21 protein-coding genes, 1 tRNA gene and 2 pseudogenes are annotated in these 18,922 nt (G+C 70.5%); 2 read left to right on the top strand and 22 right to left on the bottom strand.

Annotation, left to right across the window (positions count from 1 at the left end):
- Window positions 1-230 precede the first annotated feature (230 nt).
- The 4 genes from LRS04_RS16495 to LRS04_RS16480 all read right to left on the bottom strand — a co-directional run bounded on the left by LRS04_RS16495 (window position 231) and on the right by LRS04_RS16480 (window position 3,103).
- Window positions 231-1,646 (bottom strand): hypothetical protein, encoded by a 1,416-nt coding sequence (locus LRS04_RS16495; protein WP_257817282.1) that lies wholly within the window; start codon window positions 1,644-1,646, stop codon window positions 231-233.
- The gene (locus tag LRS04_RS16490; protein WP_257817281.1) at window positions 1,586-2,362 is read right to left on the bottom strand and encodes an AAA family ATPase; all 777 of its coding nucleotides are present in this window, start codon (window positions 2,360-2,362) and stop codon (window positions 1,586-1,588) included. Before LRS04_RS16490 ends, LRS04_RS16495 begins: the two co-directional genes overlap by 61 nt.
- Window positions 2,363-2,435: 73 nt before the next feature.
- Window positions 2,436-2,747: a winged helix-turn-helix domain-containing protein gene (locus LRS04_RS16485; protein WP_257817280.1), complete on the bottom strand. Its 312-nt coding sequence runs from the start codon at window positions 2,745-2,747 to the stop codon at window positions 2,436-2,438.
- Complete coding sequence (locus LRS04_RS16480) at window positions 2,717-3,103, bottom strand: response regulator transcription factor (RefSeq protein WP_257817279.1); 387 nt, start codon at window positions 3,101-3,103, stop codon at window positions 2,717-2,719. Before LRS04_RS16480 ends, LRS04_RS16485 begins: the two co-directional genes overlap by 31 nt.
- A 162-nt stretch (window positions 3,104-3,265) precedes the next feature.
- Here LRS04_RS16480 and LRS04_RS16475 point away from each other — a divergent pair, with 162 nt between their 5' ends.
- Window positions 3,266-4,192, top strand: a complete 927-nt coding sequence (locus tag LRS04_RS16475) for a hypothetical protein (protein ID WP_257817278.1) — start codon at window positions 3,266-3,268, stop codon at window positions 4,190-4,192.
- Here the strand turns inward: LRS04_RS16475 and LRS04_RS16470 are convergent.
- The 13 genes and pseudogenes from LRS04_RS16470 to LRS04_RS16410 all read right to left on the bottom strand — a co-directional run bounded on the left by LRS04_RS16470 (window position 4,189) and on the right by LRS04_RS16410 (window position 15,641).
- Complete coding sequence (locus LRS04_RS16470; protein ID WP_257817277.1) at window positions 4,189-4,869, bottom strand: TetR/AcrR family transcriptional regulator; 681 nt, start codon at window positions 4,867-4,869, stop codon at window positions 4,189-4,191. The two genes, LRS04_RS16475 and LRS04_RS16470, sit on opposite strands and share 4 nt — an antisense overlap.
- Before the next feature lie 32 nt (window positions 4,870-4,901).
- Window positions 4,902-5,996, bottom strand: a complete 1,095-nt coding sequence (locus LRS04_RS16465; RefSeq protein ID WP_257819156.1) for an AMP-binding protein — start codon at window positions 5,994-5,996, stop codon at window positions 4,902-4,904.
- Between the two features lie 110 nt (window positions 5,997-6,106).
- Window positions 6,107-6,481, bottom strand: a pseudogene (locus LRS04_RS16460) (AMP-binding protein); the annotation flags it as partial.
- A complete protein-coding gene (locus LRS04_RS16450; protein ID WP_308238161.1) occupies window positions 6,393-8,123 on the bottom strand; it encodes a carboxylesterase family protein in 1,731 nt (576 codons plus the stop codon). The pseudogene LRS04_RS16460 and the gene LRS04_RS16450, both read right to left, overlap by 89 nt.
- The gene (locus LRS04_RS16445) at window positions 8,123-9,439 is read right to left on the bottom strand and encodes an MFS transporter (RefSeq protein ID WP_257817276.1); all 1,317 of its coding nucleotides are present in this window, start codon (window positions 9,437-9,439) and stop codon (window positions 8,123-8,125) included. The genes LRS04_RS16450 and LRS04_RS16445 overlap by 1 nt, the downstream gene beginning before the upstream one ends.
- A gap of 3 nt (window positions 9,440-9,442) precedes the next feature.
- Window positions 9,443-11,722 (bottom strand): TonB-dependent receptor, encoded by a 2,280-nt coding sequence (locus LRS04_RS16440; protein WP_257817275.1) that lies wholly within the window; start codon window positions 11,720-11,722, stop codon window positions 9,443-9,445.
- A gap of 156 nt (window positions 11,723-11,878) precedes the next feature.
- The gene (gene xth, locus LRS04_RS16435; protein ID WP_257817274.1) at window positions 11,879-12,652 is read right to left on the bottom strand and encodes an exodeoxyribonuclease III; all 774 of its coding nucleotides are present in this window, start codon (window positions 12,650-12,652) and stop codon (window positions 11,879-11,881) included.
- Window positions 12,653-12,715: 63 nt separating this feature from the next.
- Complete coding sequence (locus LRS04_RS16430) at window positions 12,716-12,949, bottom strand: hypothetical protein (RefSeq protein ID WP_257817273.1); 234 nt, start codon at window positions 12,947-12,949, stop codon at window positions 12,716-12,718.
- A gap of 71 nt (window positions 12,950-13,020) precedes the next feature.
- Complete coding sequence (locus tag LRS04_RS16425) at window positions 13,021-13,632, bottom strand: SDR family oxidoreductase (RefSeq protein WP_257817272.1); 612 nt, start codon at window positions 13,630-13,632, stop codon at window positions 13,021-13,023.
- Between the two features lie 43 nt (window positions 13,633-13,675).
- Window positions 13,676-13,831 (bottom strand): annotated as a pseudogene (locus tag LRS04_RS28160) (SDR family NAD(P)-dependent oxidoreductase); the annotation flags it as partial.
- Entirely contained in the window at window positions 13,831-14,382 is a 552-nt protein-coding gene (locus LRS04_RS16420) for a zinc-binding dehydrogenase (RefSeq protein WP_257817271.1), read from the bottom strand. The pseudogene LRS04_RS28160 and the gene LRS04_RS16420, both read right to left, overlap by 1 nt.
- Window positions 14,379-15,020 carry an alcohol dehydrogenase catalytic domain-containing protein gene (locus tag LRS04_RS16415; RefSeq protein ID WP_257817270.1) on the bottom strand — a complete coding sequence of 214 codons (642 nt, stop codon included), beginning with the start codon at window positions 15,018-15,020 and terminating at the stop codon, window positions 14,379-14,381. Before LRS04_RS16415 ends, LRS04_RS16420 begins: the two co-directional genes overlap by 4 nt.
- A gap of 21 nt (window positions 15,021-15,041) precedes the next feature.
- Entirely contained in the window at window positions 15,042-15,641 is a 600-nt protein-coding gene (locus LRS04_RS16410) for an SRPBCC family protein (protein ID WP_257817269.1), read from the bottom strand.
- A gap of 164 nt (window positions 15,642-15,805) precedes the next feature.
- Here LRS04_RS16410 and LRS04_RS16405 point away from each other — a divergent pair, with 164 nt between their 5' ends.
- Complete coding sequence (locus LRS04_RS16405; RefSeq protein ID WP_257817268.1) at window positions 15,806-16,411, top strand: DUF4142 domain-containing protein; 606 nt, start codon at window positions 15,806-15,808, stop codon at window positions 16,409-16,411.
- 69 nt (window positions 16,412-16,480) lie between these two features.
- Here LRS04_RS16405 and LRS04_RS16400 read toward each other — a convergent pair.
- The 5 genes from LRS04_RS16400 to LRS04_RS16385 all read right to left on the bottom strand — a co-directional run bounded on the left by LRS04_RS16400 (window position 16,481) and on the right by LRS04_RS16385 (window position 18,719).
- A tRNA-His gene (locus LRS04_RS16400) sits at window positions 16,481-16,557 on the bottom strand.
- 118 nt (window positions 16,558-16,675) lie between these two features.
- The gene (locus LRS04_RS27005) at window positions 16,676-16,897 is read right to left on the bottom strand and encodes an energy transducer TonB (protein ID WP_308238160.1); all 222 of its coding nucleotides are present in this window, start codon (window positions 16,895-16,897) and stop codon (window positions 16,676-16,678) included.
- Window positions 16,858-17,379, bottom strand: a complete 522-nt coding sequence (locus LRS04_RS16395) for a hypothetical protein (RefSeq protein WP_308238159.1) — start codon at window positions 17,377-17,379, stop codon at window positions 16,858-16,860. The genes LRS04_RS27005 and LRS04_RS16395 overlap by 40 nt, the downstream gene beginning before the upstream one ends.
- A 12-nt stretch (window positions 17,380-17,391) precedes the next feature.
- The gene (locus tag LRS04_RS16390) at window positions 17,392-17,826 is read right to left on the bottom strand and encodes a biopolymer transporter ExbD (RefSeq protein WP_257817267.1); all 435 of its coding nucleotides are present in this window, start codon (window positions 17,824-17,826) and stop codon (window positions 17,392-17,394) included.
- 5 nt (window positions 17,827-17,831) lie between these two features.
- Window positions 17,832-18,719 (bottom strand): MotA/TolQ/ExbB proton channel family protein, encoded by an 888-nt coding sequence (locus LRS04_RS16385; RefSeq protein ID WP_257817266.1) that lies wholly within the window; start codon window positions 18,717-18,719, stop codon window positions 17,832-17,834.
- Window positions 18,720-18,922: the final 203 nt, after the last annotated feature.

Genomic DNA, 18,922 nt, shown 5'->3' with positions numbered 1-18,922 from the left:
GGCCGTAGAGCACGCCCAGCAGGGCCTCCAGCGCCGCGACCGCCCTGCCGGTGTTGGCGAGGCCCTCGGCTTGCAGCGCGGCGAACGCGGCGGCGTTGTCGAAGTGGGCGCCGTGGAGACGCCAGGCGTCCTCGCCCCCGGCCTGCAGGTTGGCGATCACCTGACGCAGCGCCCGGCAATGCGGGATGGTCGGCGGGTCGCTCAGCCGCTCAGCCACGCGGATCGCCTCGTCAGCCAGGCGGACGGTGTCGGCCAGGGCGTCGTCGCTGAACAGGGCGTCGAGGACGCGGTCGCGGTTGCCATAGACCGCCACGGCCAGGTCGCCGCCGGCATAGGCGAGCGCCTCCTCCTCCTCGCCGCGGCTGCGGGTCACGGGCCGGGGCCTGGCGAACACATGGCCGAAGCTGGCGGAATACTGCTTGGCGACGGCGCGGAGCGGTTGCTCGGGCCCCTGCAGGCGGTCGGCCGCCTCGGCCCAAGCGGCGGCGCGGCGATAGGCGCCGAAGGAACAGCAGAGCAGCGCCAGCGTCGCCGCCCCGGCGGCTGTCCCATACACCACGCGGGCCGGCAGCGAGCGGGTGACCAGCACGACGACGAGCAGGGGGTCGCGCTCGAAGAGCAGGGGAGCCGATGCCGTTCATCGCCCGCATCATCGGCGCCTCGACGGCCAGTTCCTCGGGGCTGAGCGGCGTGTGGGCATGGCGCGGATCGAGGCGGAACACCCAGGCGAGCGCGCGGGCGAGGTTCGCCGGGGTCGGACGGCGCGGCAGCTTGATCTTCACATGCGCCAGCACCTCACGGGCCACCTCGAGGGCCGCGTCGAGGTCGCCCGACACCCGGCGGGCGAAGACCCGCATCTCGTCGGCGCAGGCGCGCTCGGCCGGGGTCGTGGCATGCGCGCCCATGGTGTCGGCGAGGCGGCAGGCCTCGGCGTGGTCGCCCCGGCTGATCGCCGCCGACGTCGCTTCGGAGAGAAGCGCGTAGGTGAAGCCGCCGCTGCGGCCGCAGAGCTCCAGACCGGCGCGCACGAAGGTCTCGGCCGCGGCCCGGTCGCCCACCTGCCGCGCCGCATGGGCCCCGGCGGCGAAGGCGTCGCGCCAGAAGGCCGGATCGCCGCCGTCGAGCCCGCCCTCCAGCCGGCGCCAGAGCATGGCCATGCCGCGCTCGCCCTCCCCCGGCTGGGCACCGGCCTCGCGCAGCGCCTCGGCGAGCGCGGCGGCCATGCCCGCCCGGACCCGGGGCGGGATGTCGAGCAGCACCTCGGCGCGCAGCCGGTCGTGGGCGTAGCGGACCTTGGCCCCGGCCAGGCGGACCAGGCCGGCGGCCACCAGCATCTCGGCGGCGGCCCGGGCGGCGGACCCATCCTGGCGCGCGGCGCTGGCGAGGTCGGCGAGCTCGGCGTCGTCGCCGTAGACCGCCAGCATGCGGGCCAGGGTCAGCGCGCCGGCATCGAGATCGGCCACGCGGCGCACCACCGAGCGCGCGGCGGCGCCGGCCAGCGCCGAAACGGCCCGGCGGGGATCCAGCCGCCAGCGTCCGCCGCTCCGGCTGAGCGCGGCGCGATCGAGGATGCGGACGGATTCGATCAGGTCGAACGGGGTCTCGGCGGCGGGCGCCGAGGAAGGCCACCACTTCGGCCGCAGCACCGGACCTCGGCCCGAGGATCTCGGCGGCGAGGTCGAGCTGGGCGTCGGCGGCCAGCGGCCCCACCGGCACCACGACAGCGCCGGGCGGCGCGTCCTCGAACCGCTCCTCGTCCCGCTCGGTGGCCAGGAGACGGAACAGGGTGAGCGAGGGCTCGGCCGCCAGCCGGGCGAACAGGCGCCGGACCTGGGGTCCGGCCCGGCCCCAGTCGTCGATCAGCAGCAGGACCGGGGGCGCCGAACCCCTCCATCCAGCGCAGCACCTGCAGCACCGCCTGGGCCAGCCGCTCGTCGGCGCGCTCGGCGGTCACCGGGCCGGCGTCGCGCGTCCCGGCCAGCGTCCGGAGCACCCCGGAGCCGACGCCGGCCAGGATCGGCGCGTTGTCGCCCAGCGCCCGCCTCAGGTCGCGCAGGCCGGCGGCGGGATCGAACAGCTGGTCCAGGCCTGCCGCGAGCGCCGCCTCGATCGCCTGGACGAGCGGCTCGATGTCCCGGCTCGCCTGGCCCTGGGCGTACTTGCCGGCGCCCGTCAGAGCCCCGGCCGCCCGGGCGTCGTCGAGAGCCGCCCGCATCAGGGCGGTCTTGCCCGCGCCGCCCGGGCCGCGGGCGACGACCAAGCGCGCAGCGGGCGCGGCGAGCGCCTCGCGGACAGCGGCCAGCTCCGTCCCACGGCCGTGCAGCCGCACCGACGGCTCCGGCGCAGGGATGGATGGGGACACGCTCATGATCGCGGCGACTTTGGTCCTCGATCCGGATGCTCCGCATCCCCCGTTTTGGGTACGCGGAGCCGCATCAGGCGGCGCGGACGGGCACGCCCAGCCGGTAGCCGAACCCGGGCGCCGTGACGATCAGCTGGCCCTCCTCCGGCGCCGGCAGCTTCCGGCGCAGACGGCTGACCAGGGCGTCGACCGAGCGCAGGTCGCCCTCGCCTCGCGCCACCGCCTCGCTGAGCATCTCACGCGAGACGATCTTGCCGCCCGCTTCGGCGAGCGTGCGCAGGAGGTCGAACTCGCCGCGGGTGAGGATCACCTCCGCGCCCTCGGTCTCCACGCGGCGCCCGGCGAGGTCCATGGTCAGCGGACCGATGCGGATGACGTCGCCCACACCCTCCGCCGGGCGACGCTGCGGACGCGGGCGGCCAGCTCCTCGAGGTGCACCGGCTTGATCAGGTAATCGTCGGCGCCCTCGTCCAGGGCGGCGATCCGCGTCGCCACCTCGCTGCGTTCACTGACGATGATGACGCCCGCCTCGCCCTCGGCGCGCAGCTCCCGCGCGTAGCCCAGGCCGTCTTCGCCCGGAAGGCCGATGTCCAGCAGGATGACGTCCGCCTTCTCCGCGCGCAGCGCCGCGCGGCAGGCCTCCACGCAGCTCGCCGGCCGGACCTCGTGGCCCTGGCGGACGAGGAAACTCACGAGGGTCGCCCGCGTCAGGGGCTCGTCCTCGACCACGACGATACGCAACCCACCCGGCACCCGACACGCCCCCCAACGCGTGGACAGTCCGGCCTTAGCCACCACCGAACCTGTGAAGACTACAGGCCCTGTATCCCTCCCCTGTCAACACGCCGTTCATGTTCCCGCGCGGCCGGCGGCGCGACCCTTGTCTCAAGGATGGAGGGTCAGATGCCGGTTCACGTTCCGCCGCCCGTCAGGGCCGAAAGGGACGACTGGGGCGCGGTCCGCGCGGCCCTGGAGGCCGCGCCGCATCGCCCCGACGGCTGGACCGAGGCCCTGGCCCGGATCGCCGCCCACGTGGGGGCCCGCGGCGCACGACTGGAGGGCGCTCACGGCCTCGACCGCTGGACGGCGGCCAGCGCCGGCCCGGCGGCGGATGGCCCGATCCAGGAGAAGCTGGCCGCCCGCATCGCCTGCGCCGACCTGCTGGAGTTCCGCCTGATCCTGGTCGGCGACGGCGGACCGATCGCCGACCTTTGCCCGCCGGCCGTAGGCCCGGCCCTGGCGCTGGCCGTCCGCACCCAGCTCACCATAGAGGCCGAGGCCGTCCGCATGGCCACCGGCCTGCTCCGCCGGGCCGGCCTGCAGCCCATCGTCTGCACGCCCGACGGCGACGTGCTGGACGGACCGGACGGCGAAGCCCAGGCGCGCCTCCCGCTGCGGCTCGCGGGCGGCCGGATCTCGGCGGCCTGCCGGTCCGAGGACGCCCTGCTGCGCGCCGCGGTGCGCGCCGCCGCCGAGCACGGCCGCGAACAGGTGCTGGTGCTGGGCCGCGACACCGACTCCCCGGCCGTGGCCGACGTGCTGCCGCCGCTGACCGGCCCGCCCTGTTTCCGCCGCCACGCGCTGATCCTGCTGCGGGGGCGCTCCGGCGGCAGCCAGGGGCGCGCGCCGATCCTGCAGCAGCTCTACGGGCTGACCTCGGCCGAGGCGATGATCGCGGTCGCCGTGGCCGAGGGCGCGCCGGTCGCCGACATCGCGGCGCGGCGTGGCGTGGCGGCGTCCACGGTCCGCGCACAGGTGAAGACCGTGCTGGCCAAGGTCGGCGTCGGCCGCCAGGTGGAGCTCGTGCAGCGCCTCGCGGCGGTCTGCTAGCTTCTGGGACTGCCGCAGATCTGCAGGAAGCCCGCGGCCATGAAGCGGGCCATGCGCTGCTTCACGGCCAGGAAGTCCTCGGACTTGCACACGCCGCCGGAGAGCTTGTCGATCCGGCCCGTGCGGCCGAGCGTGACCATCAGGGCGCCGGTCACGAAGTGGTAGCCCCAGAAGATGTCCTCCTCGGCGCAGTCCGGCAGGGCCTTCTTGAGGATCTCGATCAGGCGCAGCACGACGGGATCGAAGTGCTTGTCCATCAGCTCGGCGCCCTCGGTGGTGTTGGCCGCCTGGGCGCCCAGGGCCCCGTAGTTCTTCCAGCCCTCGCCGCCCTGGATGTAGAGGTCGAGGTCGGTGTCGAGGAAGGCGTGCAGGGCGCCCTCCACCGTCGGCTTGCCGCCGCTGGCGCGGTCGTACTCGTCGAGGGCCTTCATCCGCAGCTCGCTGGTCACCGCCGCACGGCGCGCGAAGACCGCGTCGAAGAGCTTCTTCTTGTCCTCGAAATAGTAGTTGAGCAGCGTGTGGTGGACGCCGACCCGCTGGGCCACGTCCTTGAGGGTGACGCCATAGAGGCCATGCCGGGCGAACAGGTGCTCCGCAGCGTCGAGGATCTGCTCCATCGAGGCGGCGCGCTGCTCGGCCTTCTTGGAGACTCGCCGGGGTTGGGGGCTCTCGGGCACGCGGTACTCTTTCGGGCGAGGCGCTACGACCGTCAAGTCGCGGCCGGGGGCGCGGCGGCGCCATACTCGGCGCGGAGCCTCAGCTTGTCGATCTTGCCGGTGGCGGCGAGCGGCATGCTCTCCAGGCGGACGACCGCGTCGGGGATCCACCAGCTCGCCACGCGCCCTTCCAGGGGCGAGAGGAGCGCCTCGTCGGTGAGGGCTCCGGCGTCCCTGAGTTCGACCAGCAGGATCGGGCGCTCGCCCCACTTCGGATGCGACCGGCCGATGACCGCCGCCAGGGACACTTCCGGCAGGGCCCCGACCACCGCCTCGATCTCGGCCGGATTGATCCATTCGCCGCCGGACTTGATCAGGTCCTTGGCGCGTCCGGTGATGGCGAGGTTGCCCTCGTCGTCGAGGCGGGCGAGGTCGCCGGTGGCGAACCAGCCGTCGGCGTCGGTCGCCGGCTCGGTCTCGCCGAAGTAGCGCTGGACGACGGCGGCGCCGCGGACCCGCAGGTGGCCTTCCACCCCGCGCTGTTCGGGAAGCGGCCGGCCGTCGGCGTCGGTGATCCGGAGGTCGACCCCGATCCCCGGACGGCCGGAGAGGCTCGCGTCGCGCGGATCGCTGGCGGCGGCCACGGTGCCGGAGGGCGACAGCTCGGTCATGCCCCAGCTCGTCTGGACGATGACGCCGAGGCGGTCCTCCAGGCGGGCCATGAGGGCCGGCGGCATGGGCGCGCCGCCGACGATGATCCGCTGCAGGCTGGGAACCTCGCCGCCTTCCGCCTCGACGTGCTCGAGCACGCCCAGCCAGACGGTCGGCACGCCCACGCCGACGGTGACGTTCTCGCTCCGGATCAGCCGCGTGAGGCTGGCCCCATCGTTGTTGCGCCCGGGCAGCACCAGCTTCGCGCCGGCGGCCGGACAGGCGAAGGGCAGGCCCCAGGCGTTGGCATGGAACATCGGCACCACCGCCAGGACGGCATCGGCCCCGGAGACGGCCATCGCGTCGACCTGCAGCAGGCGGAGCGCGTGCAGGTAGCTCGAACGATGGGTGTAGGTGACGCCCTTCGGGGCGCCCGTGGTGCCGGACGTGAAACAGAGGCCGCAGGGGGCGTTCTCGTCGAAGCCGCCCCAGGCCAGGCGCTCCGCCGTGGCCTCGATCCGGGGGCGAGGACCGTGGCCGGCGGCCCGTCGGCCAGGCTCGGCTCACCGTCGATGACCAGGAGCTGGACAATGCTGGGCGCGCGCGCGGCGATCCGGCGGGCCAGGGGAACGAGGTCGGCGCTGACGATCACCACCCGGGCCTCGGAGCGCACCACCATGGCGGCGAGCTGTTCGGCGGTCAGGCGGGGGTTCAGGGTGTGGCAGACCGCGCCCATCCCCATGATCGCGTACCAGGCCTCCACGTGGGCCTGGGTGTTCCAGGCCAGGGTGGCGACGCGTTCGCCGGCGCGGACGCCCAACGTGTCGAGGACCGCCGAGACGCGCTGGCTCCGATCCATCAGGTCCGCGTAGCCGACGCGGTCCACCCGGCCGTCATCGCGGGCGGTGACCACCTCGGACCTCGGGCGCCACTTGGCGGCGTGTTCCAGGAACCTGTCGAGCGTCAGCGGAAAGGGCTGCATGGCGCCGTCGATCATCGGGACTCCGGCGCTCCAGGCAGCACCGGGGAGACGATGCCGATATTCCAGTTCCAGGCGGTGCGGCCCTCGGCCCGGCGACGGGCGACGACCTCCTCATGCAGCTCGTACATCCCGGGCATGAGGTGCGATTTCGCGACGGGCGCGTCCTCGAAGGCCATGTAGGCCCTGCCCTTGGCATAGGGCGGCCAGGCGGGCTGGCCCTGGGGAGCGGGGACGCCGGTCTTGATGAAGCTCGCCCAGTAGCCCTGGATCGCCTTTCCGAAGCGAGTCTCAGGCTGGAATTGGGCGGCTTCGGCCAGCCGGCCGGCGTGCGGTCGGGATTGCCGAAGACGTAGGGCAACTCCGCGGCGTGGAAGGCGTGTAGCCCGCGCTCGTTGGCGGCCGGATAGCCGTGGTCGAAGAGATAGAGGAACGACGGCTGGCCCAGCGCCGCCTGCTTCGCCGCCAGCCGCTCGGCGGTCCAGCCGTAGATGGCGTCACGCGGCGCGGCCAGCAGGCTCCCGGCCATGTCGGAGGATGGGTAGAGGCGCAGGAACTCGGGGGCCAGGTGGCGGTAGCGGTCGCGGATGAGGGTCTCGTAGGTCGCCGCATCCTTCGGCTTCGGGGCCGCCAGGAAGCGGAGCGAGCGGATCTCGCCGCTGTTGAAGCCGGCCAGCAGGGGCACGGGCGCCTGCTCGCCGCGGTCGAAGGTGTCGACGAGCTGGCGCGGCAGCACCTTGCCGTCGACGGCCGCGAACGGGAGGTAGCCGATGGTCGGCGCCTTGCTGAGGATCGCCATGGCGTCGAGCGCGCGGAGGTCGGCGAGGCTGGCCGCGCCGAGCGCCTTGGCCAGGCGCTGACCATTGGCCTCGGCCGCCATCTCCCCGAAGCGGGCTTCGGACAGCTCCGGCGTCGAGATCATGTAGGCGCTCTGGGCGATGGCCTTGTGGAAGAGGCCGCGGGCCAGCGGCGAGGCCATCAGGTACATGACGCTGAGCCCGCCGGCGGACTCGCCGGCGATGGTGACGTCGGCCGGATCGCCCCCGAAGGCCGCCACGTTGCGCTTCACCCAGGTCAGCGCGGCGATCTGGTCGAGCAGGCCGTAGTTGCCGGACACCCTGTCCGGGCTCTCGGCGGTGAGCTCGGGGTGGGCGAACCAGCCGAGCGCGCCCAGGCGGTAGTTGATCGAGACGACGACGATGCCCTGACGCGCCAGCGACGCGCCGTCGTACATGCTCTCCCGGCTGGAGCCGGCGGCGAGCGAGCCGCCGTGGATCCACACCATGACCGGGGCCTTCTTCGCGCCGGCCGGGGCCCACACGTTGAGGGTCAGGCAGTCCTCGGAAAGCTGCGGCAGGTCCGAGGCATAGATGCCGCCGGGCGCCGCGCGCGGCTGGAGGCAGGCCGGGCCGAAGTCGGAGGCGTCGCGGACGCCGGGCCAGGGAGCGATCGGCGCCGGCGGCCGCCAGCGGCGCTGGCCGGTGGGCGGGGCGGCGTAGGGGAGGCCCTTGAAGGCCGTCACGCCGGAAGACGCCACGCCCTGCACGGCGCCGGCCGGCGCACGGACCACGGGCCCAGCAGCCTGAACCGCGCCGCCGAAGCCGGCGGCGAGCGCCAGGACGGCGGCGAAGAGCGCCGCGCGCATCACCGGGCCTGCTCCCGCGCCTCGCGCCGGAGCACGAGCGTCAGAGCCACGAAGAGCGCGATGGCCAGGCCATAGACCGGGGTCAGGGCGTAGAAGGCCATCTGCAGCGAGTTCTCGGGGTGGGAAACCCTGAGCGCATCGCTGACCATGCCCACGAAGGTCGGGCCCACGCCCATGCCGACGAGGTTCATGACGAGCAGCAGGAGCGCGCCGGAGAGCACCCGTTGGGACGGCGCGACCTCCTCCTGGACGAGGGCCACGGCGGAGGAGAGGTAGAAGTAGTTGAGGAAGGTGGGGCCCAGCAGGAAGGCCAGCGCCACCGGCCAGGTCGGCGCGGCCACGAAGCCGAGGTACGGCAGGATGGCGAGCGTCAGGGACACGGCGGGGACGAAGGCGTAGGCGGTCCGCGTCTTGCGTGTGAAGCGGTCGATCACCCGGCCCGAGACGAAGATCCCGCCGCCCATGCCGACGATGACCACCAGCGCATACCAGAGGGACACGTCGGGCAGGGTCATGCCCTTCTCGCGCATCAAGAACAGCGTGGTGAAGTTGCCGGCGCCGTAAGTGACGATCTGGGTCGCGGCGCTGGCCAGCGCCACGAGCAGCAGGGCGGGCGTCGTGAAGAAGTTTCGCACCGTCGGCCAGAAGCCGGCCTGGACGACCTTGGCCTCCTTGGCGCCGCGGTCGAGGCCGCCGCGCACCGGCTCCTTGACCGCGAACAGAACGACGAAGGCGGTGACGATGCCGACCGCGCCCAGCACGATGAAGGCGGTCCGCCAGCTGTAGGCCGCCGCGATCGCCGCCCCGAAGGCGACGCCCAGCGCCTGGCCGATCGGCGGGCCGAGGTTGAAGAGACCGAGCGCCGTGCCGCGGCGGCCGGGCGGGAAGTAGTCGGTGATGATGGCGTAGGACGGCGGCACCCCGCCCGCCTCGCCGACGCCCACGGTCATGCGGGCCAGGACGAGCTGCGGATAGGTGGCGGAGAGCCCGCAGGCGACGGTCGCCGCGCTCCACAGGCCGCAGGCGAAGGCCAGGACCCGCGTGCGGTTGGTCCGGTCGGCCAGCCAGCCCACCGGGATCGAGATCAGGCAGTAGAACAGCGCGAAGTAGAGGCCGCTGATCAGGCCGAGCTGGCCGTCGGTGACGCCGAGGTCGTCCTGGATCGGCTTGGCCAGGATCGACAGCAACTGCCGGTCCAGGAAGTTCAGGACGTAGACGAAGCAGAGGATGGCCAGGACCACCCAGGCGCCCTTCCCCGGCCGCATCTCTGCGGCCGGGGCGGCGTCTGGCGACGGGGCCTGAGGCGCCGGAGCCATGGTCTAGAAGTCGTAGGTGGCGCGGAGGCCGATGGTGCGGGGCCGCTGAACGCCGTAGCGACTGAAGACAAAGGCCTCGGGGTGGACGTAGTTGAGCTTGCGGCTGTCGAAGAGGTTCTCGACGTAGGCGCCGATGGTCAGCTGGTCGAAGGCCACCGCGAAGGTCGCATTCACGTTGTTGTACTTCTCCGTGTAGTCGTAGGTGCCCTGCAGCACGCCCGGGCGGCCCGGCACATAGGGGAACATGCCCGGATAACTGCCCACGTGGCTGGCGACCACCGAGAGGTTGGCGCGCGCCTCCGGCGACAGGTCGAAGCCGTAGTTGACGTAGGCCGACCCCTGGAACCTCGGCGCGGCGAGACGGACGCCTTCGGCGGCGCCGGAGATGGCGGCCTCGGTCGGCGTCAGGTCGGTGACCTGGGCGTCGATGAAGCTGCCGTTGGCGCCGACCGTCAGGCCCTCCGCCAGCAGGTACTGGATCTCGAACTCCAGGCCGCGGGAGACCGCCTTGCCGATGTTGGTGGCGAACTGGACCGAGTCCGAGACCCGGTTGGCCTGGACCTGGATGTTCTTCCAGTCGATCCAGTAGGCCGCGAGGTTGGCCGACAGGCGGCCTTCCAGGAAGCGGCCCTTCAGGCCGACCTCGTAGTTGGTGAGGTCGTCGGAGTCCGCGCCGGAGGGGATGATGATGTCGCTCGGGTTCACGACACTGGCGCGGCCGGCGAAGCCGTTCACCACCGGGGTGCGGAAGCCGGTCGAGATGGTCGCGTAGGTGGTCAGCGCGTCAGAGGGCTTCCAGGAGACGCTGACCTTGTAGGACGGGCCGCTTTCCTTGGCCTTCACGCCGGTGGCGGGCGCCACTTGGGTGATGGTCAGCGGGCCGCGATAGCTGGGCGTCAGCGCCGCCACGAGGTAGTTCGAGGTGTAGCCGCCCTCGACGAAGGACTGGGCCTCGAAGCCGCCGTAGCGCAGGCCGCCGGTCACCCAGAACTGCTCGTTGAGGCGATAGGTGACCTCGCCGAAGCCGGCGAGCTCCTGCGACTTCGTGTGGTTGTATTGGCGCTGGTAGTACTCGTCCGGCAGGCCGGTGAAGCCGCGCAGGGCCAGGTAGGCCGGCGAGGAGCGGTAGTTGTAGTCCACGTCCGTGCGGCGATCGAGGTAGAACATCCCCACCACCCAATCCCACTTGCCGCCGGGATCGGAGATCAGCCGCGCCTCCTGGACGAAGGTGTCCATGTAGGCCGTGGCGTCGAGGGCGAAGGCGATGTTGTTCGGCCCGGGCGGGGTCGGGCTGTTCACCGGCATGAAGGTGCCGGCCAGGTCGACGAAGAACTTCTGGTCGAAGCCCGAGAGGCTGCTCGAGCTGATCAGGCTCGCGCCGTCGAACTGGTAGTTGACGGTGGCGTTGTAGATCGACTGTTGGCCCTGGAAGAGGTCCGGGCGGTCGGTGGCGCGCTTGTCCTTGCCCAGTTGCGGGGCGATCAGCGACGCGTCTTCGGGTTTGCTGTTCTCATAGGACGCCATGAGCTTGATCGACAGGCGGTCGGTCGGCTCCCACAGCAGGGCCGCGCGGCCGCCCCAGTTCACCAGGGTGTTGGCGTTCCTGGTCTTCGTGCCGAGGTTGTCGAGGTAGCCCTCCTCGTTCCGGTAGAAGCCGACCACGCGCACCGCCAGGTCCTCGGCGAGCGGGACGTTGACCATGCCGTTGTAGCGCTGGCGGAACGAGTTGTTGCCGACGATCCCGAGGTCGACGAGCAGCGAGGCGTCGTAGCCGGAGGGGTCGGGTTTCTTGGTCAGGATGCGAAGGGCGCCGGAGAGCGAGCCGGAGCCGAACAGCGTCCCCTGCGGCCCGCGCAGGAACTCCACCCGCTCCACGTCGTAGAGGTTGGTGTCGAGCACCGTGGTGTTGCCGATGGTCGAGATCGGCAGCTCGTCGATGTAGACGGCGACGGTCGACTGCAGGTTCGCGCCGTAGCCGTTGGTGGCGATGCCGCGGGCGGTGAAATTGTTGAAGTTGGCCGAGGCGCGGTTGAGGACGACGCCCGGCGTCTCCTGGGCCAGCCCTTCGTAGCCGACGACGCCCTTGGCGGTGAGCTGTTCCTGCGAATAGGCGGTGATGCTGAGCGGGACGTCTTGCAGCTTCTCGTTCCGGCGCGTGGCCGTGACGATCACCTCGCCCACCGCGGTGGGCTGGGCGGTTTCCTCAGTGCTGTTCTGAGCGAACGCCGGCGCAGCCGAGCAGAGGGCCACGGCGCAGGCCGACCCCAGTAGAAGCCCCTTCATGTCATTCCTCCCGATCGGAGCCCGGTCATTTGCGCCGGTCCGTGGAGCGGGACGATTGCCGAGCCGCTGCGTCGAGTCAATACTCACTCTCGCGAGCGTGAATATCTTACGACGGATGTTGCGAGGACGCCTCGCGGTCTCTCCGGAGGGCTCGGATTAGTCCTGCAGGGTGACCCAGACGGCACCGTGGTCGCTCGGCTTCTCACGGCCGCGGTGCTCGCGGTCGACGCCGGCGTCCTGCATGCGAGCGGCCGCGGACGGGCTGAGCAGGATGTGGTCGATGCGCAGGCCCGCGTCGCGGGCGTACGAATTCCGCCAGTGCTTCCAGAATGTGTAGATGCGCTCGTCCGGATAGCGGGCCCGCAGCGCATCGCGCCAGCCGCGATGGATCAGATGGGCGTAGCCCTCCTTCAGGACCGGCTGGAACAGCGCGTCGTCACGCCAGCGGTCCGGGACATAGACGTCCATGTCGGTGGGGATGATGTTGTAGTCGCCGGCGAGCACCACCGGGTGTCCGGTGGCCAGCAGGGCGTCGGCGCGGGCCATGAACCGCTCGTACCAGCGCAGCTTGTACTCGAACTTCGGGCTGCCAACCGGGTTGCCATTAGGCGCGTAGAGGCAGGCGACCAGCACCCCCTGCACCGCGGCCTCGAGATAGCGGCTCTGCGCGTCGCTCGGATCGCCCGGCAGGCCGCGCATGACCTCGATGGGCTCGGCGCCGCGCGCCAGGATCGCCACGCCGTTCCAGCTCTTCTGTCCCTGCCAGATCGCGCCGTAGCCGGCCCGCTCGATCGCGGCTGCCGGGAAGCGCTCGTCCGGCGCCTTGAGCTCCTGCAGGCAGACGACATCGGGCTGGGTCTCCGCCAGCCATTCCAGCACGCGCGGCAGGCGGCTGATGATCCCGTTGACGTTGAAGGTGGCGATCCTCATCCCGTCTAAACGTGAAAAAGGGGCCGGCGGACGCCGGCCCCTTCTCCGATGCTGATCCGGCGATCAGCGCTGGGCGCCGCCGCGGTCCTGGCCGCCGGTCCCAGCGTCGCCCTGCTGACGGCCGTCGTCGGCCTGCTGGCCATCCTGGCGGCCGGCCTGGTCGGCCTGATCGCGCTGGCCTTGCTGGCCCTGCTGGTTCTGCTGGCCGGGCTGCTGCTGGGAGACGTTTCCGGTCTGATCCTGCGGCTTGCGGCCCATGTTGTCGCCGCCGGTGTTGTTGGTGTTGTTCTCGTTCATGGCAGGTCTCCCTTGATCGGACTGCTTATCCAACGCCGGGGGAGGACCCCCGTTCCGACAGTCAAGCCATTCTAACCTAAGGGTTTTTGGTATATGTCGCCGTCATCCTGCGGCTCAGCCATCCGGCGGTGCATCTCGGCCTTCGCGCTTTCCGGAGTGACCGCGCTCATCGCCGCCTGAAGCTTGTTCTTCCAGCCCGCGACCACGTCGCCCTCGCCTTTCTTCATGGCCTCGTAGCCCGTGCGGGCGACCATGGCCGGATCGTCCTTCTTGCCCTGCCCGACCCTGGTGTCGACGAGATCGGCGCGCTCGAAGAACTCGGTGTCGGTGGCGCCCGGCAACAGGGTCGTGACGCTGACGCCGGTGTCCTTCAGCTCGTTGCGCAGCGCCCAGGCAAAGCTGTCGATGAAGGCCTTGGTGCCGTTGTAGACGGCCTGGAACGTCCCCGGCATCAGCCCGGCGATGGAGCCGGTGAACAGGATCATCCCCTGCCCCCGGTCGACCATCCGTTGGGCCACCTTCTGCACCAGGTAGATCGTCCCGGTGACATTGGTGTCGATGACGTGGCGCCAGTCGTCCACCGACTGCTCCAGGAAGGCGTGGCCGAGCCCGTGCCCGGCGTTGGCCATCAGGTGATCGACCGGGCGGTCGCCGATGAGCGCCAGGGAGCTGGTCGACGCCATCGATCGTCGAGAGGTCCACCTGGATCTGTTCGACGCGCGCGCCCATGGCCTCGAGCGCCTGGGCCGCCTCGACCAGTTCGGGCCGGTCGGCGGCGATGATCAGGTCGAAGCCGTCGGCGGCGCACAGCTTGGCGAGTTCGTAGCCGATGCCCGAGGAGGCGCCGGTGACGACGGAAAGGGGGCGGATCGCTTCGGACATCAGGCGGCTTCCTTCTGCCATTCGGGTTTCAGCACGACCTTGGTGACCTCGTTCTGCTGCTCCTTGAACATCTTGTAGCCCTCGGGCGCGCTCTCGAGCGGCAGGCGGTGGCTGATCAGGAAGGTGGTGTCGATCTTGCCCTCCCCGATCATCTCCAGGAGCGGGCGCAGGTACTTCTGCACATGGGTCTGGCCGGTCTTGATGGTCAGGCCCTTCTGCATCAGGGCGCCGATCGGCAGCTTGTCGGCCATCCCGCCATAGACGCCCGGGATCGAAACCCGGCCGCCCTTGCGGCAGGCCATCAGCACCTCGCGCAGGACATGGGTGCGGTCGGTGCCGAGCTTGGTGGTGGTCTTCACGGCGTCGACGATGTTGTCGATGGAGAACCCGTGGCTCTCCATCCCCACCGCGTCGATGCAGGCGTCGGGGCCGATGCCGCCGGTCATCTCGGCCAGCGCCTCGCGCACCTTCACGTCGTGGTAGTTGATGATCTCGGCGCCCATGGACTTCGCCAGCTCGAGGCGATGCGGATGGTGGTCGATGGCGATCACCCGGTGGGCTCCAGGAGAAAGGCGCTCTGGACGGCGAACAGGCCGACCGGGCCGCAGCCCCAGACGGCGACCGTGTCGCCCGGCTCGATCTCGCAGTTCTCCGCCGCCATCCAGCCGGTGGGCAGGATGTCCGACAGGAACAGGACCTTGTCGTCCTCCAGGCCGTCCGGGATCACCAGGGGACCGACGTCCGAATAGGGCACCCGGACATACTCCGCCTGGCCGCCGGCGTAGCCGCCGGTCATGTGCGAATAGCCGAACAGCCCGCTCATGGCGTAGCCGTAGGCGATCTCGCTGAGGTCGGTCTTGTCGGCAGGGTTGGAGTTGTCGCAGGCCGAGAACTGCTGCTTGCCGCAGAAGAAGCACTGGCCGCAGGCGATGACGAAGGGGACGACGACCCGCTCGCCCTTCTTCAGGTTGGAGCCCGAGCCGGTCTCCACCACCTCGCCCATGAACTCATGCCCCAGGATGTCGCCGCGGTGCATGGACGGGATGTAGCTGTCGTAGAGGTGCAGGTCTGAGCCGCAGATGGCGGTGGACGTGATCCGGATGATCGCGTCGCGCGGATTGACGATCTTGGGGTCGGGGACGGTCTCCATCCGGACGTCGTGTTTGCCGTGCCAGGTGAGCGCGCGCATGGGTGTTCCTCGTTCCGATGGCTAGGAGAAGCTGCCGCGCACGGCGGAGTCGTCTTCCTTGAAGGCGACCGGGATCTCCCCGGTCTCCATGAGCTGCTTGAAGCGCCGAAGCTCCCGGCGCGCCTGGATCTTCGGCTCCTTCTGGAAGAGCTTGGCGATCAGCTTGCCGATGTCCCCGGCCGGCGGGTCGTAGACGATCGTGGCGGTGACATAGGTCCCCCGCCCTGGCGGGGCGTCGCGGAACTCGATCCGGCCGGCGTTCCGGACGTCCGCGCCTTCGACCGACTCCCAGGCGATGACGCTGTCGGGCTCGTCCTCGGTGATCACCGAGTCCCACTCGACGGTCCTTCCGGCCGGCGCGCTGATCACCCAGTGGGAGCGCCGGTCGTCGCCGACGTCGACGCGTTCCACGTTCTCCATGAACCGCGGCAGGTTCCGGAAGTCGCGCCAGAAGGCGTAGAGCTCGGCGCGCGTGCGGTTGATGGTGACCGTGCGGCCGACGACGGCGGCCTCGTGCCAGCCGCGCTCTTCCGCGGCTTCCTTGGATACGTCGCGCTGAGCAACGGCGGCAGTGAGCGGCGCGTCGCTTTGGCGCGCGCGCTCGACGGGCGAGCTGGACATGTTGGAAGTCTCCTGACGCAGACCCAACCGCCGCGGCGATGCGCCTGTTCCCACATCTGTCAAATGCGGCCTCCGCCGGGGACCGGCGCGCTTAGCAAAAGGCGAACAGGCGGAACCAACCCACCCGGCTGCGGTTGGAAGAACAGCCAGGGAGGCCCAAACCCATGACCATGAAACTTGCGCTCATCAGCGCCGCGGCCGCGCTTTCGCTCGCCGCCTGCCAGAAGACCGACCAGACCGCCGATCCGGCGGACCCGGGCACCACCAACCCCGCGGTGAACGCCGCGCAGGACGCCACCTCCACGGCGGTCGGCGCGACCTCGGCCGCCACGGTGGGCCAGATGACCACCGCGGCCTTCGTCACCAACGCCGCGATCAGCGACATGTACGAGATCGAAGCCGGCAAGATCGCCCAGCAGAAGGGCCAGTCCGCCGGGGTGAAGGACTTCGGGAAGATGATGGCCGCCGACCACACGGCCATGTCCAACGAGATGAAGCCGCTGGTGGCCGCCGCCGGACAGACGCCGCCCGCCGGCCTGGACGAGCGCCGCAAGGGGCTCATCGACAACCTGAACGCGGCGGGCGCCGCCGACTTCGACAAGGTCTACCTGAGCCAGCAGGAGGCCGCCCACAACGAGGCCCTCACGCTGATGAAGGGCTATGCGGACAACGGCGAGGACGCAGGTCTGAAGGCCGGGGCCGCAAAGGCCGTGCCGAAGATCCAGGCGCACCTCGATCACGTGAAGCGCCTGCAGGCCGGCGGCAACTAGTCGCCGGAAGCAGCGGCCAGAAACGGAAAAGGACCGGGGTCGCCCCCGGTCCTTTTTTCATGTCCGCGATGGTACCGCCCTCCCGGATCGAACGGGAGACCTCCAGAGCCACAATCTGGCGCTCTAACCAACTGAGCTAGGGCGGCGCATCGCGAGCGCCCGGTAATAGTCGTGAGCGGGCCGGCGATCAAGCGCTTGCGCGGGCATAAGAAAAGGCCCCGGAAGCGGTTGCTCCCGGGGCCTTCGTCGTCTTGCCTGAAAGGCCTAGCCCTTCGGCAGCTGGAAGCGGATCGGGATCCGCACCGTGCCACCGTCGACGGGCTGGCCGTCCTTGGTCTGCGGACGCATCTTGAACAGACGCGCCAGACGCATCGCAGCGTCGCCGAAGCCCATGTCCGACGGCTCTTCCGAGGCCACCGAGCAGTTCTCCAGCGTGCCGCGGGCGTTCACCGAGCAGCTGAGCGTCGCCCGGCCGTCGACTTCCATCCGCTGCGCACGCTCCGGATAGTACCGCGCCAGGTCCTCGGCAGAGGCCGGCGCAGCCAGTCCGGCTGCGTGATCACCGACGGGCGCGGCGGCTCAGGCGGCGGCGGAGCCGGCGGCCTGGGCTCCTCGATCCGACGCTCGACCGGCGGAACCGGCAGCGGCGGGATCGACGGCACGTCGGGCACCGCGACCGGCGGCCGCGGCTGCAGCTTGGGCGGCGGCGGCGGCGGCGTGTTCGGCGGCGGCGGAGGCGGCGGCGGCGGCGGCGGCGGCGGGACCGGCTTGATCAGCGCCACATCCGTGATCTCGTCCGAGTACTCTTTGTACTTGGGCTCGAACCGCGTCTTCCACAGATAGATGCCGAGGCCCACGTGCACCACGATCGAGAGGATGATCGCGATCGTGACGCCCTTGCTCCGCTGCGGCTTCGGATCGTCGAAGGGATTGTGCCGGACGTGGACGGCTTCCTGAGTATCAGCCATGCGTCACCGTCCTCATTGATCTTCGCCGACCAGGGCCACGCTGTAGAACCCATTGTCCTGCAGCATGTTCATAACGCCCATGAAGTCGCCGTAGAGCACGTCCTTGTCGGCCCGGATGAAAATCCGCTCCTTGGTCGGGTTGCGGCTCTCGCCCAGGTTCGACCGCAGATCGTCGCCGAGGGTGGCGAGGTCCGTGGGGAAGTCCTGGATGAAGATCCGCCCGTTCTGCTGGAGCGAGATGTAGACCGGCTTCGGTGGGTTCGCACCGGGCGGAGCAACCGCGGGGGGCAGGTTCACCTTCACAGTGACCGCCGCCATAGGCGCAGCCACCATGAAGATGATCAGGAGAACCAGCATCACGTCCACGAATGGCGTGACGTTGATCTCCGCGTTCTGCTCCTCTTGGTACTTGCCTTCGCCCCCGGAGCCCGAGAGTTTGGCTGCCATGTGGCTTACGCCCCCTTGTCGAGCTGCCGGGAGATGGCGTTCATCAGCTCAGCCACAAACCCTTCCGTCCGCGCGCCGTAGGCGGAGATGCGGGTCTGGAAGTAGTTGTAGAAGATAACCGACGGGATAGCGGCGAAGAGACCCAGGCCGGTGGCCAGAAGGGCTTCAGCGATACCCGGCGCCACGACGGCGAGGTTGGTCGTGTTGGTGTTCGCGATGCCGATGAACGAGTTCATGATCCCGTAGACGGTGCCGAACAGGCCGATGAACGGACCGTTGGAGCCGACCGAGGCCAGGAACTGCATGCCGCTGGAGAGACGGCGAGCCAGCGACGCCTGCACGGCGCCGACGGCGGCCGCGGCGCGGCTGATGGTGCTGTCGCGGTGTTCGCCGGTGATCTGCAGGCCCGCCTGACGGCTGAGCTCGATCTCCTGCGCGGCGGCCGCGGCCATATCGGCGAGCGGGTTGCCGTCGAACTCTTCCGAGAGCGCGATGCGGTTCATGTCGTTGATCGACTTCGCAGCGCGGAATTGCTCGAGGAAGTTGTCGGTCACGCGGTTCAGGGCGCGGAACTCGAGGATCTTCGTGAGCAGCAGGGTCCACGAGAAGATCGAGGCCAGCACCAGGCCGATCATGATCACCTTAACGACCGGGTCGGAGTCCATGAACATGGTGCCGACGCCGAGCTTGCCGGCGTGCTTCATGGTCGGCGGATCCGCCGGTTCTTCAGCGGCCGGAGCGGCCGGGGCCGGAGCGGCGGCCGGGGCCGCAGCAGCTTCAGCCGCCGGAGCGGCCGGGGCGGCGGCGTCCTGGGCGAACGCCGGCGCGCTCACCGCCAGCGCGAGCGCGCCAACGAGAGCGATGAAAGGGGTCTTCAGTTTGTTGTCGAGCATCTGTCGCCAGTTCCTGGTTGGTCTAGCACGATTGGCCGGAGGGTCGTCGCGCGAGAGCGTCTCCACCCTAGTTGAAACAAGCCCGCCGTCCCGACCCGTTTGACCGGTCCGGAACGACAGAGCCGCTGTCGCTTACGCCCGACCCGTAACGCGTACTCCCAACTGCTCGTGGGAAGCTTGACGTTTCGAAGGCGCGAGGCGAC

It is taken from the genome of Phenylobacterium sp. J367 (assembly GCF_024699985.1).
Lineage (GTDB): Bacteria > Pseudomonadota > Alphaproteobacteria > Caulobacterales > Caulobacteraceae > Phenylobacterium.
The sequence above is the reverse complement of the archived record's forward strand: the minus strand, read 5'-3'. Positions and strand labels throughout refer to the sequence as shown.

Coding starts and splice junctions, on each gene's coding strand:
- LRS04_RS16475 (WP_257817278.1), top strand. CDS start 3,266: ATGCCGGTTCACGTTCCGCCGCCCGTCAGGGCCGAAAGGGACGACTGG.
- LRS04_RS16450 (WP_308238161.1), bottom strand. CDS start 8,123: ATGCGCGCGGCGCTCTTCGCCGCCGTCCTGGCGCTCGCCGCCGGCTTC.
- LRS04_RS16445 (WP_257817276.1), bottom strand. CDS start 9,439: ATGGCTCCGGCGCCTCAGGCCCCGTCGCCAGACGCCGCCCCGGCCGCA.
- LRS04_RS16440 (WP_257817275.1), bottom strand. CDS start 11,722: ATGAAGGGGCTTCTACTGGGGTCGGCCTGCGCCGTGGCCCTCTGCTCG.
- xth (WP_257817274.1), bottom strand. CDS start 12,652: ATGAGGATCGCCACCTTCAACGTCAACGGGATCATCAGCCGCCTGCCG.
- LRS04_RS16430 (WP_257817273.1), bottom strand. CDS start 12,949: ATGAACGAGAACAACACCAACAACACCGGCGGCGACAACATGGGCCGC.
- LRS04_RS16425 (WP_257817272.1), bottom strand. CDS start 13,632: ATGGCGTCGACCAGCTCCCTGGCGCTCATCGGCGACCGCCCGGTCGAT.
- LRS04_RS16415 (WP_257817270.1), bottom strand. CDS start 15,020: ATGCGCGCGCTCACCTGGCACGGCAAACACGACGTCCGGATGGAGACC.
- LRS04_RS16410 (WP_257817269.1), bottom strand. CDS start 15,641: ATGTCCAGCTCGCCCGTCGAGCGCGCGCGCCAAAGCGACGCGCCGCTC.
- LRS04_RS16405 (WP_257817268.1), top strand. CDS start 15,806: ATGACCATGAAACTTGCGCTCATCAGCGCCGCGGCCGCGCTTTCGCTC.
- LRS04_RS27005 (WP_308238160.1), bottom strand. CDS start 16,897: ATGGAAGTCGACGGCCGGGCGACGCTCAGCTGCTCGGTGAACGCCCGC.
- LRS04_RS16395 (WP_308238159.1), bottom strand. CDS start 17,379: ATGGCTGATACTCAGGAAGCCGTCCACGTCCGGCACAATCCCTTCGAC.
- LRS04_RS16390 (WP_257817267.1), bottom strand. CDS start 17,826: ATGGCAGCCAAACTCTCGGGCTCCGGGGGCGAAGGCAAGTACCAAGAG.
- LRS04_RS16385 (WP_257817266.1), bottom strand. CDS start 18,719: ATGCTCGACAACAAACTGAAGACCCCTTTCATCGCTCTCGTTGGCGCG.